This window comes from candidate division TA06 bacterium (genome assembly GCA_016208585.1).
Taxonomy (GTDB): domain Bacteria; phylum Edwardsbacteria; class AC1; order AC1; family EtOH8; genus UBA5202.
The window spans coordinates 1-15,234 of the sequence record JACQXR010000106.1 but is presented as its reverse complement, the minus strand read 5'-3'; the positions used below and the strand labels follow the sequence as shown (position 1 = coordinate 15,234).

Here is a 15,234-nt window from a genome sequence, read left to right as displayed (position 1 = left end):
GTCTTCCAATCGTTTGATCTTATTCATACCGGAAGTTTACCATATTTTTACCGGGGTTGCTATCAAAGAACTCGTTTACTGCCAACTACTTCAGCTCGCCACCAAGCTTGATTTTACCCACTCCTTAGGGAGAAGAGCCAAACTTTATGAACTGACAAGGCAATTTTCAAATATATCTTTTGTAAGAAATTCGGCCTATGATGTTTTTCAAAAAACAAGTACATCGATTTCCGGTGTTCTTCGTCCATCATGGTTTTCTCCTGCTCCGAGCTCTTTCCCCAATGGTGAATGATCCTGGCCTGAGGTATATAAAAGACAGACCAGCCTTTTTGTGAAGCTGTTAGACAAATATCTATATCCTCCAGATACATGAAATATCGCTCGTCCAAAAATCCAGTTTGTTCCAGCATCTCCCGCCGCAGAATAAGGCAGACTCCGGCCAGGGCGGGAACCTGGGAAGGCTTGTCCTCCGGCAGCCCCTGGAGCATATACCTTGACGCTCCGGGATTGCCGGGCCAAATGGCAGTGATGGGCGATTTGCGGGAAAAGATGATGTTGAGATAACCAGGAATGGCCCGGCAGGTGGGCTGGAGACTGCCATCGGAATTAAGCGCCTTGGGCCCGGCGATGCCGGCTTTTGGATTAGCCTCCATAAAGTCAAACAGTTTTTTAAGGCAGCCCGGTTCCACCAGGGTGTCGGGATTAAGCAGGACCGGATACTTCCCGGTTGCCGCTTTGATCCCGATATTGCAGGCGGCGGCAAATCCCAGGTTTTGGGAATTGACGATCAGTTTCACTTCGGGATATTTTTGGGCCAGCCTGGCCTGGCTTCCGTCGGATGAGGCATTGTCAACCACGATCACCTCATAGCTAATATCCCCGGCCGCTTTGATGGAGTCTATGCATCGGGACAGGAGTACCCCCACGTTGCGGTTGACTATGATCAGGCTGATGTCGGTTTTATTGTTCATCAACGATTTTTCATCTTATACGTTTAAAAAACAGAGGCGAAGTTTTTTCGTCTCTGTTTAAGTTTTACAGACGATTTCTTCTTTATAACTGTCCGGTCAGCCTCAGCCATTGCAGGCGCCAGACCATCCAGACCGCCTCGTAGACGATCTTTTTTGACATCTTGGACTGCCCCACCTTGCGTTCTTCAAAAATGATGGGGACCTCGGTCACCTTAAAGCCCCGGTAATAGGCGTTGAAATGCATTTCTATCTGAAAGGCGTAGCCGTTGGATTTGATCCGGTCCAGGTTGATGGCCTCCAGCACTTTCCGCCGGTAGCACTTAAAGCCGCTGGTCAGGTCCCGCACCGGCACCCCGGTCACCACCCGGGCGTAGATGTTGGCAAAATATGACAGTAGCAGCCTCTTCAAAGGCCAGTTGACTACATTGACCCCGTCCAGGTAGCGCGAGCCTATCACCAGGTCGTAATCCTTGATTTTCTCCAGGAATACCGCCAGCGTTTTGGGAGGATGCGAGAAGTCGGCGTCCATTTCGCAAATCAGATCGTAGTCTTTGGAAAGCGCCCATTTGAAGCCGGTGACATAGGCAGTGCCCAGCCCCATCTTTCCCGGCCGGTGGATGACCTGGACCTTCTGGCCCTTCTGGAACAGTTCATCCAAAAACTTTCCGGTGCCGTCCGGGGAATTGTCGTCTATCACCAGCACCTCGAACACCGGGTCTACCGACTGGATCTGGGATATGATCTCGGCTATGTTGCCTTTTTCATTGTAGGTGGGGATTATCACCAGCGCCTTCATGGAATGACTCCTAGGGTTATAGTTTAAAAGTTGAGATGCCTGCCAAAGTATTTTTAGGTGAATAGACCCGACTTTTTCTCGGCCTGCAACTCCAGATCCTCCAGCACCCTCTTTTGATCCTCAATCTTTCTGCTAAGTTCGTTCATCTCCTTACTGCGGGCTTGATATTCGGCCGCCTCGGCCGACAGCATCTTCAGGCGTTTTAAGATCACCGATTCCTCCTCGGATTTCCGAATGACTGACTTCTGCTTTTCCTCCAGCTCCTGTTTAAGGCCGGTCATCTTTTTATCCCAATCCTCTTTGAAAGAAAGGATTCCCTTCTGCTCGTTTTTCAGACTGGCCAACTGCTGATCCAATTCATCCCGCTGCCGCTGCTTGGCCGAAAGCTCGTCTTCGGTCTGCCGCGCCATCTCGTTGGCATCGTCCATCTGGCGGTATTTGTCGTCCAATTGGCTTTGGACAGCGGTCAATTGCTGTTTGACCTGATTTTTGGCGGTCTCGGTTTCCTGGGCCATTTGCAAAAGTTCATCGCTCTGGTTTTTCAGCCTTTGATCCATTTCCTGCCGGGCCTGTTCCAAAGATTTCTGCACCTCTTGCAGGTCGGCCTGGGCTTGATCGCGATTATTTTTCCAGACCTCCAGTTCTGTCTGGATTCTGCCTTTCTCCTCTTCCATCTGCCGGCTTTGAGACTGGCTGGACGTTATTTTTTCGGCCAGGCCATTCAGTTCCCCGTTCTTTTCCTCTAACTGCCGGTGCAGTCCGGCCAGCTCAGATTCCGCAGTCATGGCGCTCTTGGCCCGTTCCTGCATCAGATCCTGGTTCTGCTGGTTGATCTCCTCCAGTTCTCGACGGCCTTCTTCTATCTGCCTTTTTACCTCGGTGGCTTCCTGCTGCAGTTCTTTGAGGCTGGCCACCTGCTGTTCTATCTGGGACTGCTGTTGTTTCTGGAAAGGCACCGCCTCCTTGATCCACTGCTCCACTTCCTGTTTTTGTTTCTGGAGCATTTTCCGGGACTGGTTCAGTTCCTGTCCGCTTTGATTGAGCAGTTTGATCTCATCCTTCAGCCTCTGGCGCTCGCTTTCCAGGGTGGTGACCTGGTTCTTAAACCTTTGCTGTTCCCCTTCGGTTTGCTCCAGCCTGGCCGAAGCCGATTTGACACTTGACTGCAGTTCCTGGTATCTGGCCTCCAGGGCTGCGTAATCGGTCTTCTTTTGATTGATCTCATTTTGAAGGGCCGATCTTTCTTCGCCCAGCTTGTCGTATTCCTCCTGGGAACGGATCAGTGATTCCCTAACCCGTTCCAGCTCCCCGGCGGCTTTCTGCTGGCTTTGCTGAACCTCAGCCAAGGACCGGCTTATCTCCTCCAGCTGCCGGGCGGAGATGTCACGGGAGCTCTCCAACTGAAGTTTTTCCTGCTTCAAGACCTCGATCTGGGCCAAGGCCGATTTGGTGTCGGCTTGCAGTTTTTGCAGTTTGCCCTCGGCCTCCAGCCGGAAATTCTCCCTCTGGCTGATCTTGGCTTCGGTTTCCGAGAGTTTTTTCCAGGCCTGCTCCAGCCCTGCTTCCGTTGACTGTTTCTGCCTAGACATTTCATCAATTTTTTTGGCCACCGCCATTCCGTCGAATTTCAACCCATCTATCTTCTGCTGCAAAAGCTGCTGCATGTTCTGGCGGCTGGCGGTACTCTGCTGCAGCTCTTTGATTCCCTCTTCCAGGCTGGCCACCTGCCGGTTGCGTTCCACCAAAAGACTTTCGGCTCCGGTCAGCTCCTCCTGTTTCCGCCGGAGGTGTTCCTCAATCTCGGCCCTGGTCTTGGAAAGATTCTCCCTCTCGTTCTTTAAAAGATGCAGCACCTGTTGCTGCTGGGAGACCTGATTTTGCAATTGTTCCAATTGACTGCTTAAGTTTTCCTGCTGACTCTGGCCCTCTTTAAGGCTGGCCTCCAAACTCAATGCCTGATCTTTATCCGACTGCAGGGACTCCTGGCTGGCGCGCAGATCCTGGCGCAAACCCTCCAGCACTCCCTCCAGCACCATTGACTGATGGAGTTTCTCGTCGGTTTCTTTTTGTTTCCGCTCCAGTTGCTGCAGCAGGCTTTCCAGCTGCCGGGTTTTTCCCGTTCGTTCAAGTTCCAGCCGGGCTATTTGGCCCTTATAATTATTTAGGGACTGCTCGGCAGCATCTTTTTCCCGGCGCAAAGACAAGGTTTCAGCCCTGGCTTGATCGCGTTCTACCTTGGTCTGCTCCAGCTGGGCGATCAGGACCGAAAGGGAGTTTTGCTTGGCAGCCAGTTCCCCGTCAACTATTTCCGATTGGGCTTTATGCTGGCCGATCACCGAGATCACCGATTCCAAGTGGGATTTGGCCGACTGGATCTGATTCAGCAGCTGGCCGTGGCGGCCCGATGATTCTTCGATCTCCCGCTGCAGGGCCAGGCTTTGCTTTTCCAGCCCGCTTACGTCCCGGATCCTGTCCTTCATGGTGGCCAGGATCTGGGCCAGCTCCCCCTTGATCTTGGTCTGGTATTTTAAAAGTTCCTTCCGCTCCCTTTTGGAACGGTTCAGTTTTTTGAGGGTGTGGGCGGTTTCCTTGCGCCTTGATTTTATCTCATCATCCAAAGCCTTTTTCTGGGACAGCTTCAGGGCCAGGGCTTCGTCTATCGGCAATTCCGGTTCTTGGTGGAATGATCTTTTTACCCACCCGGCTGCAACCGCGCCGACAGCAGAAACGCCTTCAGAAAATCGATTGATTATTGACTCCTTCGCTTCCGGGGAAACATTTTCACCGTCGCTATATTCCGGTTCCGGAGCCAAAGCAGCCGTTTCCGCATGGCCAGCAACATTTTCCGGCTGTTCCCCGGTTAGGTGCAGAGGCTGGTTTTCCTGCTCTAATGACGAAGGTTTTTCGGGGTAAGCTGCTTCCGGCGGCCCGGACTCTTCCGCCAATGCTTGGCCGGGAATGCTCTCAGCCCCGGCTTCATTTGACGGCGAAATCTGACCGGCTTTCTGAATTTGACGCCGGGATAAAAATCTTTCGGCAAATTCTTTGATATCTTTTTTTATCTGGGATACCAGGGATATTTTCTCCCCCCGGTTTTCACTCATCCCGTCATTGGAGTCTGAAAAATCAGCGGCAGCAGCCGGTTCCTGATTGAGGGGCTGGAGGTTTTGATCCCCGGCCTCTGATCCCCCGGACCCGGCATCGGCCTCCGTGGGCAATAGGCCGTCCCCGGGCTGGCTGGCAGTCCCGGTCTTAAAAAGATCCTTAAGCCTGGCGATCAACCCCGGTCTCTTGGGCCGGGCCGGGGCTTCCGCCGATGGCGGATCTTCATCCGGCAAGGAAGGAAAGCCGGCTTCCATCTGCTCCCGGTTCGGCTCTTCGGTTTCCAGTCTTTCTTCATCTATCATTGCTATCCTCTTTGGTCATGTCTTTCAGCCTGGCCAGTTTGTTTAACGCCTCTAGGGGGGTCAGCGCTTCGGGATCTACCGATCTGATCTCCTTTAGGACCGCCTGCTCCTGCCGGTTGAATATCGTTTCCGCTGTTTCATTCTGTGCTATCTGGTGCCGGGCCAGCCGCGGGGTCCGGTCGCCGGACATAGCGTCGGATTCCAGGTTGAACAGGATCTCCCGGGCCCGTTCTATCACCGTCTTGGGCAGGCCTGCCAATTTTGCCACCTGGACTCCATAGCTTTGTCCGGCCGGGCCGGCCGCCACCTGGCGCAAAAATATTATCTCGTCCCCCCATTGTTTGACCGACATGGAATAATTTTTGATCCCCGGCAGCCAGGATGACAATTCGGTCAGCTCGTGATAATGGGTGGCAAAAAGCGTTTTGCAGCGGGTCCGGTCGTGCAGGTGTTCGCTGACCGCCCAGGCTATGGCCAGCCCGTCGAAGGTGCTGGTGCCCCGGCCAATTTCATCCAATAACACCAGGCTTTTGCCGCCGGCATTATTCAGGATGTTGGCGGTTTCGTTCATCTCGGCCAGAAAAGTGCTGACCCCCTTGGCCAGGTCGTCCGAGGCTCCGATCCGGGTAAAGACCCGGTCGATCACTCCGATTTGGGCCTGTTGGGCCGGAACGAAGGAGCCGATCTGGGCCAGGATCACGATCAGCGCTATCTGTCTTAAGTAGGTTGATTTCCCCGCCATGTTGGGCCCGGTCAAGATTATCAGCCGGTTTTGGTCCCCGTCCAGCAGGGCGTCGTTGGCCACGAACTGGCCCAGCCTGAAGTTCTTCTCCACCACCGGGTGCCGCCCCCCCTGTATGAACAGCCTTGTTTCTTCGTCCACCAGCGGCCGGCGGTAACCGTTCTCCACCGCGGCCAGGGCCAGCGAAAAGACGGCATCAATGGCGGCCACCGCCTCGGCGGTATCCTTGATCCGGGCGCTGCGGAGGCAGACCTGTTCCTTCAATCCGTTGAACAATTCCAGTTCCAGCTGCCGGATCTTTTCCTCGGCCCCCAGCACTTTATCCTCGTAGGCCTTGAGTTCTTCGGTGATGTAGCGCTCGGCGTTGGCCAGGGTCTGTTTGCGGATATAGTTTGGGGAAACCAGGCTGGCGTTGGGTTTGCTGACCTCGATGTAATATCCGAAGACGCTGTTGAAGCCGACCTTCAGGGAATTTATCCCGGTGCGTTCCCGCTCGGTTTTCTGCAGTCCGGCGATCCAGGATTTATCGCCGGAGGCCAGGGCGTTAAGCTGATCCAGTTCCGGGCTGTACCCCGGGCTGATGAATCCTCCCTGCATAAAGTTGAGCGGCGGCTCGGGTACTATGGCCTTCCTGATCAGCAGGCAAAGGTCTTCCAGATCATACATCCGGCCGCTTTGATCATCCCAGTATTCCCCTGCGGGCAGCAATGGTCTTATCTGCCGGGCGGCTTCCAATGATTGGGCCAGCCCCAGCAGGTCCCGGGGCCCGGCCCGGTGGCAGGTTATCCGCCCCAGCAGCCGCTCCAGGTCCTGCACCTTCTTCAGCTGAGACGCCAGGCCCTCCCTATGTTGGCGTGAGTTGTAAAGCGATTCCACCGCGTCCTGGCGCACCTTGATCCGGGGCAGCGACAAAAGCGGAGCCGCCAGAAAGCGCCGCAGCAGACGGGCTCCCATCGGGGTCAGGGTTTTGTCTATCGCTTCCAGCAGGCTGGCTTGCCCGGGCGAACTTTCCGGCAGCAGGGCCAGATTGCGGATGGTGGCGCTATCCAGCAGCATCTGGGCGGAAAGGCTGTAGGGCGTAAGTTTAGCGATGTGCCCGACGGACGTCTTTTGGTTGTCCTCCAGATAGCGCAGGGCGGCCCCGGCTGCGGCCGTGGCCAGCTCCAGGTCCTGGCAGCCGAACCCGGCTAGGGAAGCGGTCTTAAAATGCTCTAGTAATCTGCGTCGGGATGATTCCCCGTCAAAATGATAATCGTCCTGCAATGTCAGGGAAAAACCGGATACCAAAGGCTTCAGCGCAACGGCCTGGCCCTTGGGAACCAGAATCTCCGATGGCTGGTTGCGCCCCAACTCATCGGCCAGGTCGGCCAGCGGCAACTCGGTCAACCGGAAATTGCCGGCCGAGAGATCGCACAAGGCCAGGCCGCAAAGCGTACCCTGGACCTTGACCGCCGCCAGCAGATTCTCCCGCCGCTCTTCCAGCAACGACGGCCGCATTACCGTTCCGGGGGTGATGACCTCGGTCACCGCCCTTTTTACAATTCCCTTGGCCAGCTTGGGGTCCTCCACCTGGTCGCAGATGGCCACCTTGTGCCCGGCCTTGATCAGCCTGGTCACATAGCGCTCCAGGGCGTGATGGGGTATCCCGGCCAGGGGAACGTTATTGCCTTTGCCGTGATTGCGGGCGGTTAGCACGATCCCCAGAACTTTGGAGATCAGCGCCGCATCATCAAAAAAAGTCTCGTAAAAATCGCCCACCCTAAAAAGCAGCACGGCATCCGGATGCTCCTGCTTGATCTGGCGATACTGGGCGATCATGGGGGTGATCTTTTCCATCAGCGATTCCGGCAGGTGGCCGGGAATAATATAACCAGGGAATGTTTCATTTTTGCAACTGTTCAGAGCCACTAAGCATGTCCTGAGCCCTTCGGTTCACTCAGGGTAAACTCTGTCGAAGGGACACCAAGGCAAAAGGGGGGTTTAACCATGGGTTCAATTTTAAAAGGTTATTTCGCATATTTCGCTTTCGTAAATCTTTTATCAAAAGTGGTTATTCCTAAAATGACAATTTTATAGTGGATTCAGAATTATTTTATGAGCGTTCGACTGAGGCCCTCGGCTGAGCTCGGTCGAAGCCCTCACGCCGAAGTCTTGGTGTCTTTTAATGGGAGTGTCTTTGTGGCGGAGTTTACCCTGATGTATAGAAGGGTGGCTGAATGGTTACTCATTTTTGCACTAACATGGTTTTAAGCCGGTTTGAAATCAGCAGCTTTTGGGAGATCTTCAGGGCCTCCTCTTTTCCGTCATAGGGACCGGCATACAGCCGGTAACTGCAGTTATTTTTGGAGCCACTGCTGTCCACCCGGCACTGATGGTCCTGCTTCTCCAGCCTCTTTTTCCAATCGGTCATCACGGATTTTTCGCGGTAAACCCCTATCTGCAGATAATATTTCTTGCCCGCTGCCGGTTTGGGATTGAGCTGGGTCATTTTGACCGGCGGAGATTTGATGACCGGGGTTACGGTCTTTGGCGCTGGTAATATCCGAGAAAGGCTGTCATCCAAAGCTTCGGGACTGCCCTCGATATCGGCCAAAAGCTGTTCCCGGGCCTCCCCGGCCTCGTAGCTTTCGGGATAAAGCTCCATGATTTGCCTCCAGTAAAAATTGGCCTGGGCCGAATCTGCTTTAAGCCTCCAGCAATCGGCTAAAGAGCGGGATATGGCGGCCCCCCGGAAATTCTGGGGATATTGCTGGACGAAGGCCTGGGCATAGGACGCGGCCTGGGTCAGGCTGTCCCCGGCCAGCGCCATCAGGGACAGCCGGTACAGGCTTTCGCTGCCGGGCGGGGTTTGGGCGTAGCGGGAATAAGTGAAAAGGTACCGGACCTTGGCCTCAGGGTAGGCTCCGGCATTCTGGCAATACTGGGCCGTGGCAAAGGCCGCCTGGGGGGCTAGGGCATGGGCGGGGTAATTGTCTATGATGAACTGGTAGTGGGCAAAGGCATTGGTCCCGCTGTTCTCTATCCGGGCCAGGGTAAAATGGGCCTCGGCCAAAAGCTTTCCCCGGGGATGATGCTTGAGGAATTTTTGGTAGGCCTCCACCGCCTGGGGATATTTCCCGGACTGGCAGTATTGCCAGGCAATATTATATTCTTCCTCTTCGGTTATGGCCCAAAGAGAAGATGTGCCAAACAATAGCAACAGCAGGGCGAATAGAAAACCTTTGACCGATTTTAAATGGAAATGCGGTCTATAATGATTTTTAATTTTGTATTTTGTATTTTGCATTTTTAAATCAGTAGAGCTCCCTCTTACCGGCCACGGTCTGCACAATCCACTGAAAGCCGATGAAGGTATAACCGCTGGCGGCATCGTCGCGACGTGAGGTAATGGTAATCTTCCCGTAATGGGGAATGTTGTCGGTGATGATGAAAAACGACTGCCCGGCCGGAGAGTTATCCAAAGTCAGCTCGTGGACATAACCTGAATCCGGGGCCACATTGCCGGTCCCCATCTTTATTCCGTAATTAGATCGCAGTTGGATAGTGGACGGAGTAGTGGCTAAGAACCACCATAACTGGATGCTGCCGTAGCTGGCCGTTCCGCTTTTGAAGTAATAGGTGTCAGGAGAATCGCCTTGGGCCACGCCCAGAGAGTCATAGCCGGAAATAACCGTGCTGGTAGGGGCCTCGGTGGGCGACTTGCTGCATCCGGCCGCCAATGCCAAAAAGACCAACAGGCCAAGACTGATTGCCGGCCAAAAGGTTTTATTTTTTCTTTTTACCATAATCTTATATTTTAGCCGATAAGTCCATCATTTTCAATAGAAAACGGCTTTGTTGCGTGAATAAGGGGTAATTTGGTATAATCTGGCCATGATTAACGAACTGAAAGGGGCCAGAAGGTGAAAACATCACGTAACAACCCGAAAAGAACTTCTCATAAAACCAAGAAAAAGGCACGGTATAAAATAAGGGCCTGTTTCCTGGACAACCCTTTCAGCGGAAGTTTATTTCTTTTTCTGTTTAACGAGCGCTCGTTGCGCCTCACCCCGTGTTGGGGGAATTTTCCAAATCCTTTAAGATGAGCTATTCCGTAGCCTCCCAGACCGATTCTCCATTTTTATTGATATACCCGTAATCCCCGTCGTTCTTGATCATCCCCAGACCGTTATTGAACTTAAAAACCTCATCAAACTGGGTGTCCACCGCGATCTTTCCGGTCTTATCGGCATAACCCCATACTTCGCCGGCCTTGATGCCGGCCAGGTCTTCGGAAAACGGCCGGACCTCAATGAACTGTGGCTCTATCACCTGCTGTCCGCCCTTGCTGATGAATCCCCATTTGTCCTCTACTTTCACTCCGGCCATCTCCTGGCTGAAGTCCTGGGCATCATCGAAGGCCGGATTGATCGCCATTTTCCCTATTTTGTTTATATAGCCGTATTTGCCCCCGGTCTTCACCCGGGCCAGGCCGTCTACGAATGGACCGCCATCGTCAAACTGCGGTTTGATCACCATCTTGCCGGCCTTGTTGATATAGCCGCAGGAAAGCTTCTCCACCACATAGCCCGCCTGCTTGATCTTCACCGGGGCCAGTCCGTCCGAAAAATCCCCGGCCCAGTCGTATTTCTGGGTTCCAATGAACTTGCCGGTTTTGTCAATGAAGCGGTATTTGTTCTGGATGTTCACCCGGGCCAGGCCCTGGTTGAAACGATAGGCTCCGCCAATGTCTTCTGGCTTCACCTTTTTGAAACTTACCACTATCTTCCCCGCCTGGTTGATGTAGCAATAGTTTCCGGAGCCGTCCTTGCCCGTCACGCCCACTGCAGCCAACCCCTCGCTGAAGACGTCGGCGTATAAAAGCAGGGGATCAATGACGTACTTGCCGGCGGGATCAATGAACCCATACTTATCGCCCAGCCGCACCGCCGCCAGCCCTTCGCTGAAAGCCCCGGCCGAATCAAACTGCAGAGCCACGGCTAATTTCCCGGCCTTGTCTATGTACCCCCACTTGCCGGCCTGCTTTACCGGGAACAGCAGCACCGGTTTTTCAGAGGTAGCGGTTTTCAGTTTTTGGGAATGGGCCCAGCCCGGAGCCAGGGCCAGCAAAACGATCAAGATCAAATGCCTCAGCATTTTAAGCCTCCTTGGGATCATATGTTTATTTTCGTTTTTGTTTTTTTATCCTGCAATTTGATCAGGGCCGCCAGCAAAGGCAGCATTATTTCGTGATGCCCGGTAAAACTGTAACCCTGGCCTCCGAACAGTACCGGACGGCTGACCACATTGACATTGGGCCGGTAATGCTGGATCATGTCAAAATTGGCGGTGGTGAAATTTCTGACCTGATGCCCCAGGTTGCGGGCCACGGTCAGGGCCTTTAAAAAAACTTCCGGCAGGACCACAGCGGACCCGATGTTGATCACCACCCCGCCCGGCAGTTTTGTTACGGCTTGGGCCAGAATCTTGAAATCCCGATGGCTGCAGTCGCCGACGGCGGCCCCGTCATAACTGAAATGCTGGTTGATGATGTCGGTGCCCACCGCAACGTGGACAGTGAACGGCACCTTATTCCGGCTGCAGGCCGCCAACAGGCTGAACTTTTGGTATTTGGCCTTATCCCCAATTATATACTGCCCCAGGGCCTGTCCGTATCCCATTTGACAGAGGCTGGCGGCCTTGATGATGCCGTTGATGCCGTCGGCGGTTTCCTTGGCCATGCCGAAACTCCCGTCTTCCAGCCCCGCAGCCACGTCTTCGGAGGTCTGCCCCCAAAAGGCCATTTCGTAATCATGGATGGCCCCGGCCCCGTTGGTGGCCAGGTGGCTGATATACCCCTGCGCAATAAGATCGATCAGCACCGGGGAAAGCCCGCATTTTATGGGATGGGCGCCCATCATCACTATCACCGGCCTCCCCCGGCTCCGGGCTTTCCGCACCGCCTGGGACAAAAGAAACAGTTCCCTGACCTTTAACGTCCGGGGCAGGGAGTCAAAGAACAGCGCTAACGAAGAATTTTGGTTTACCACTTTGGCCTGTTGGATCAGGTCAACTTTGCTTTTCCGGTTTTCGATGGAATAGCGTTTGACTTTTGAGAGATCAATTTCCTTGAAACTGTTCATAGAATTTACCGCCCCTTATTTCTTTTCGGTGACCAGATAATTCGGACCGTCTATTCCCGGAGTGTATTCCTTGAGCACCGCATTGATGGAGCCAACCAGGATCTTGCTTTTCATAAGGACCGGAATCCGCCGGTTGTCGTTGGTCAGCCAGACCCACAGCCTTCCCTTGTTCTGGAACAATCCGGGATAGCGCAGCACCGGCTCCACCACCAGGCATTCCACCTTCCCGAAAATGGTTTTGATCGTTTCCTTGCGGTGGACCTTGACCTCCAGCGGATAATTGGTCTTGTCGGTGTGGTTGTCGATATACAGCGATTTCTCGGACTCCAAGGAAAAGGTCCTGGCCCAATAGAGCGAGGTCAGGATATCCCGGGCCTGGGGAGTGGTGGCTATCACCTGTCCGGTGCTGTAGGTGACCTTGTTCTGCTCCTGGTCGAACGTCAGCGATTCTTCGTGGCGGTAGCCGCCCTCCCGCTGCTTCTTTTGGTAACGCAAGGAGTACAGGTGCTCGTAGTCGGTAAAGGCCTCAAACCTGTCGTGCACCGGGTAGAATTTTGAGAAGAACGGCGTCGACCAGGTCTCGTTGACGATGTGGTAAGAGGTGCGTTCCCCCACATAGGTCAGCTCGCTGTCGACCCGCAGGAATGAATAGCCCGCGGTAATCCCAGCGTATTCTATGGAATAGGTCATCTTCTCGCCCCGGCTGAATTTTTTTCCGGGACTATTTGTCGTGCTGGAATCGCCCGCAACTGCATTCCCATTGTCTGCCTTCGTCATCCCGAAAGCCGGCAGGAACAAAAGACAAAACAGGCAAATGATCTTTTGGTTAAATTTCATGACAAAATAATCGCAATGAAGTTTGATGTTTATAACTCTTTTACTTTTTTATAGACATCTTCCGCTGTTATCTTCTCCATGCAATCGTATTCCCGGCACTTGTCGGCGTGACATTCTTTGCAAAATCCAACCTGCGGCCTGATGACCGTATGCCCCGGTCCATAGGGTCCCCAGCGCTTTATCGCGCAAGTAGGACAATAGATGCCTATGACTATAGTGTTCGCAGCCACAGCCACATGCAAGGGACCGGTGTTATTGGTGATCAGCGCTTTTGCCAGAGAGATCAAGGCTGCCAGATCGGCTAACGGAAGATTTTCCGCCCAACAAATATCAGCCGTCAAATGCTTTTTTAAACTTGTTTTATAACCCAGCTCCTGGGGACCCAGACTGATTACAACCTTGCTGCTTGAGCCTTGAATTCTATTGGCCAGTTTGGCAAAATTTTCCAATGGCCAGGGCTTGGAAGATCTGCTGCTGCCCGGGTGGAGCAGAATAAAATCCCGCCCGTATTCTTTTGCCAGATTTTCCTTCAACTGATCCGGAACCGTCAAAACTGGCGGCAAATACCGCTGGCCTTCTCCGTTTTTTAACCGCAATCCATCGTATATCAAGTCTATGTTGTACTCTAACTCGTGTTTTACATTATCCCGCCGGTGCTGCTTTACCCGGCGATTGAAGAACAGACTGTATCCCCGGTAGGCCGTGCCCGCCCGGACCGGAATTTTAGCCAACCATAAAGCCGCTGCCAAGTGCAGGGTTGGATGCAACAGCACCCCACAATCAAATCTTTTCGCCCGTAATACTCCAGCTAATTTAAAAACACTCGTTCCCTCATCTGTTACAACTTCATCAATGTCCTGAGAGAATGCGATCAATGGCGCCGTATTTTTTGAAACCAAATAAGTTACTTTAGCCGCCGGGAAATGCCGTTTTAGAACAGCGGCAACAGGCAGGGCCAGGACCAGGTCTCCCAGTCTGTCGTTACGAACTACCAATATATTTTTATAACCGTTTGGTTCCACCTAACCCCTTAAGCCGTATTTTTGTTCAGATGCCTTTTCGACAAAATTTCCACCCCGCGCTTTACCGCCAGCAATATCTCATTTAGGTCGAGCCGCTTGATGCAGTATAAGGTATCGCAGGACTTCTTCCAGCAGGGGGTGCAGTCAAGATCGGACAATATCTTCTCCCCCCGGCCGTATAATTCTATTTCCGAGGCGCAGGACAGCCCGAACCAGGCCACCACCCACTTTTTAAGGGCCACGGCCATGTGCAGGGCCGAGGTGTCACCGGTGATGACCAGGTCGCAGGCGTCCAGATAGACCAGGCCCCGGCGGAGGCCCTCAGCGGTAGGACTATTGAGAACATAGGCCCCGCTCTTTTTCCTGATCCCGGCATTGCGCCCTGTTTCGGCCTTTCCTCCCAGCAGCATTATTCTGACCTGGGGCCATTTTTTGTGGAATTGCTTTATCAGGCGGACATGCTGTTCCACTGTCATCTTCTTGTTGGGGAACAGATCGGAACATCCGGTATTGAATCCTATCACTATATCAGTTTTACCGATCCCGTTCTTTACCCGATAGTCTTGGGCCGCCTGCTTCTCTTCGTCTGTCAGGCGCAGCACGTAATCCTCGTTCCGGTAGTCTAATTTCATGGCCCGGGCCAGAAATCTAACTCCTGTAACCTTGTTCCTTTTGAATTTTAGCTTGTCATCAAGGCCCAGGCGGTAGGCATATTCAGCTTCGGAATTGAAATATGTGATGGCCCCGTTTTCATCCAGAGCGAACCCCAGTTTTTCCTTGGATCTGACCAGCAGGGCCAGGGCATCGGAGCGGTGGGCCTTGTCAATGGAATAAATCCTGTCATACTTCATGACCTGAAGGATGCTGGCGGTCTCGAAATCATAGGGCCATATTTTGTCTATATACGGATTGTTCTGCAGCAGCGGAACGGCCGCCGGCAGGGTCGCCCAGTGGATGACGCTTTTGGGGTACTGGCGCTTGATGGCCGGCAACAGGGCCGTGGTCATCAGCACCGCGCCCAAGGCGTCCAAGTTGATGATCAGTATCTTCGTGCCCCAGGGCTCGCGCTTTTTACAGTGCCAGCACAGCCAGCCCGGCCGGCATGGCTTGTAGCCGTTGAAATGTTTGCAGTCGATGGTTTTTTGCAACTTCTCTAATGCGTCCTTTTATTTAATGCAATGTTATGGTTATCTTACCACCACTAACTTCTTGGTGGCGCTGTGGCCGAAGGCCTGCAGATTATACAGGTAGACGCCGTTGGCTGTCTTGCAGCCGCTGTTGTCCTGGCCGTTCCAGGTAACGGTGTTCCTGCCGGCTTCGCCCTTGCCGTCCAGAGT

General features: G+C 53.4%; 12 protein-coding genes. All 12 read right to left on the bottom strand.

The window, feature by feature from the left end; translation table 11 throughout:
- Positions 1-113: 113 nt before the first annotated feature.
- Positions 114-971 (bottom strand): glycosyltransferase family 2 protein, encoded by an 858-nt coding sequence (locus HY768_08070; protein ID MBI4727161.1) that lies wholly within the window; start codon positions 969-971, stop codon positions 114-116.
- Between the two features lie 82 nt (positions 972-1,053).
- Positions 1,054-1,767 (bottom strand): polyprenol monophosphomannose synthase, encoded by a 714-nt coding sequence (locus HY768_08065; GenBank protein MBI4727160.1) that lies wholly within the window; start codon positions 1,765-1,767, stop codon positions 1,054-1,056.
- A 53-nt stretch (positions 1,768-1,820) separates the two neighbouring features.
- Positions 1,821-5,174 carry a hypothetical protein gene (locus tag HY768_08060; GenBank protein MBI4727159.1) on the bottom strand — a complete coding sequence of 1,118 codons (3,354 nt, stop codon included), beginning with the start codon at positions 5,172-5,174 and terminating at the stop codon, positions 1,821-1,823.
- Positions 5,164-7,752, bottom strand: a complete 2,589-nt coding sequence (mutS, locus tag HY768_08055; GenBank protein ID MBI4727158.1) for a DNA mismatch repair protein MutS — start codon at positions 7,750-7,752, stop codon at positions 5,164-5,166. The genes HY768_08060 and mutS overlap by 11 nt, the downstream gene beginning before the upstream one ends.
- A gap of 388 nt (positions 7,753-8,140) precedes the next feature.
- Positions 8,141-9,202 carry a tetratricopeptide repeat protein gene (locus HY768_08050; GenBank protein ID MBI4727157.1) on the bottom strand — a complete coding sequence of 354 codons (1,062 nt, stop codon included), beginning with the start codon at positions 9,200-9,202 and terminating at the stop codon, positions 8,141-8,143.
- 7 nt (positions 9,203-9,209) lie between these two features.
- Positions 9,210-9,701 (bottom strand): hypothetical protein, encoded by a 492-nt coding sequence (locus HY768_08045; GenBank protein ID MBI4727156.1) that lies wholly within the window; start codon positions 9,699-9,701, stop codon positions 9,210-9,212.
- 301 nt (positions 9,702-10,002) lie between these two features.
- On the bottom strand, positions 10,003-11,052 hold the full coding sequence (locus HY768_08040; GenBank protein MBI4727155.1) for a WG repeat-containing protein: 1,050 nt from the start codon (positions 11,050-11,052) through the stop codon (positions 10,003-10,005).
- 17 nt (positions 11,053-11,069) lie between these two features.
- Positions 11,070-12,038 carry a hypothetical protein gene (locus HY768_08035; GenBank protein MBI4727154.1) on the bottom strand — a complete coding sequence of 323 codons (969 nt, stop codon included), beginning with the start codon at positions 12,036-12,038 and terminating at the stop codon, positions 11,070-11,072.
- Between the two features lie 15 nt (positions 12,039-12,053).
- The gene (locus HY768_08030) at positions 12,054-12,875 is read right to left on the bottom strand and encodes a DUF3108 domain-containing protein (protein ID MBI4727153.1); all 822 of its coding nucleotides are present in this window, start codon (positions 12,873-12,875) and stop codon (positions 12,054-12,056) included.
- 29 nt (positions 12,876-12,904) lie between these two features.
- The gene (locus tag HY768_08025) at positions 12,905-13,750 is read right to left on the bottom strand and encodes a glycosyltransferase family 9 protein (protein ID MBI4727152.1); all 846 of its coding nucleotides are present in this window, start codon (positions 13,748-13,750) and stop codon (positions 12,905-12,907) included.
- A 155-nt stretch (positions 13,751-13,905) separates the two neighbouring features.
- Positions 13,906-15,045: a glycosyltransferase family 9 protein gene (locus tag HY768_08020; GenBank protein MBI4727151.1), complete on the bottom strand. Its 1,140-nt coding sequence runs from the start codon at positions 15,043-15,045 to the stop codon at positions 13,906-13,908.
- Between the two features lie 39 nt (positions 15,046-15,084).
- Positions 15,085-15,234, bottom strand: a 150-nt coding sequence (locus HY768_08015) for a hypothetical protein (protein ID MBI4727150.1), incomplete at its 5' end; no start/stop codon positions are given.

Bases quoted from the DNA above. Each gene is read 5' to 3' on its own strand.
- HY768_08070 (MBI4727161.1), bottom strand. From the start codon at position 971: ATGAACAATAAAACCGACATCAGCCTGATCATAGTCAACCGCAACGTG.
- HY768_08065 (MBI4727160.1), bottom strand. From the start codon at position 1,767: ATGAAGGCGCTGGTGATAATCCCCACCTACAATGAAAAAGGCAACATA.
- HY768_08060 (MBI4727159.1), bottom strand. From the start codon at position 5,174: ATGATAGATGAAGAAAGACTGGAAACCGAAGAGCCGAACCGGGAGCAG.
- mutS (MBI4727158.1), bottom strand. From the start codon at position 7,752: ATGGAAAAGATCACCCCCATGATCGCCCAGTATCGCCAGATCAAGCAG.
- HY768_08050 (MBI4727157.1), bottom strand. From the start codon at position 9,202: ATGCAAAATACAAAATACAAAATTAAAAATCATTATAGACCGCATTTC.
- HY768_08045 (MBI4727156.1), bottom strand. From the start codon at position 9,701: ATGGTAAAAAGAAAAAATAAAACCTTTTGGCCGGCAATCAGTCTTGGC.
- HY768_08040 (MBI4727155.1), bottom strand. From the start codon at position 11,052: ATGCTGAGGCATTTGATCTTGATCGTTTTGCTGGCCCTGGCTCCGGGC.
- HY768_08035 (MBI4727154.1), bottom strand. From the start codon at position 12,038: ATGAACAGTTTCAAGGAAATTGATCTCTCAAAAGTCAAACGCTATTCC.
- HY768_08030 (MBI4727153.1), bottom strand. From the start codon at position 12,875: ATGAAATTTAACCAAAAGATCATTTGCCTGTTTTGTCTTTTGTTCCTG.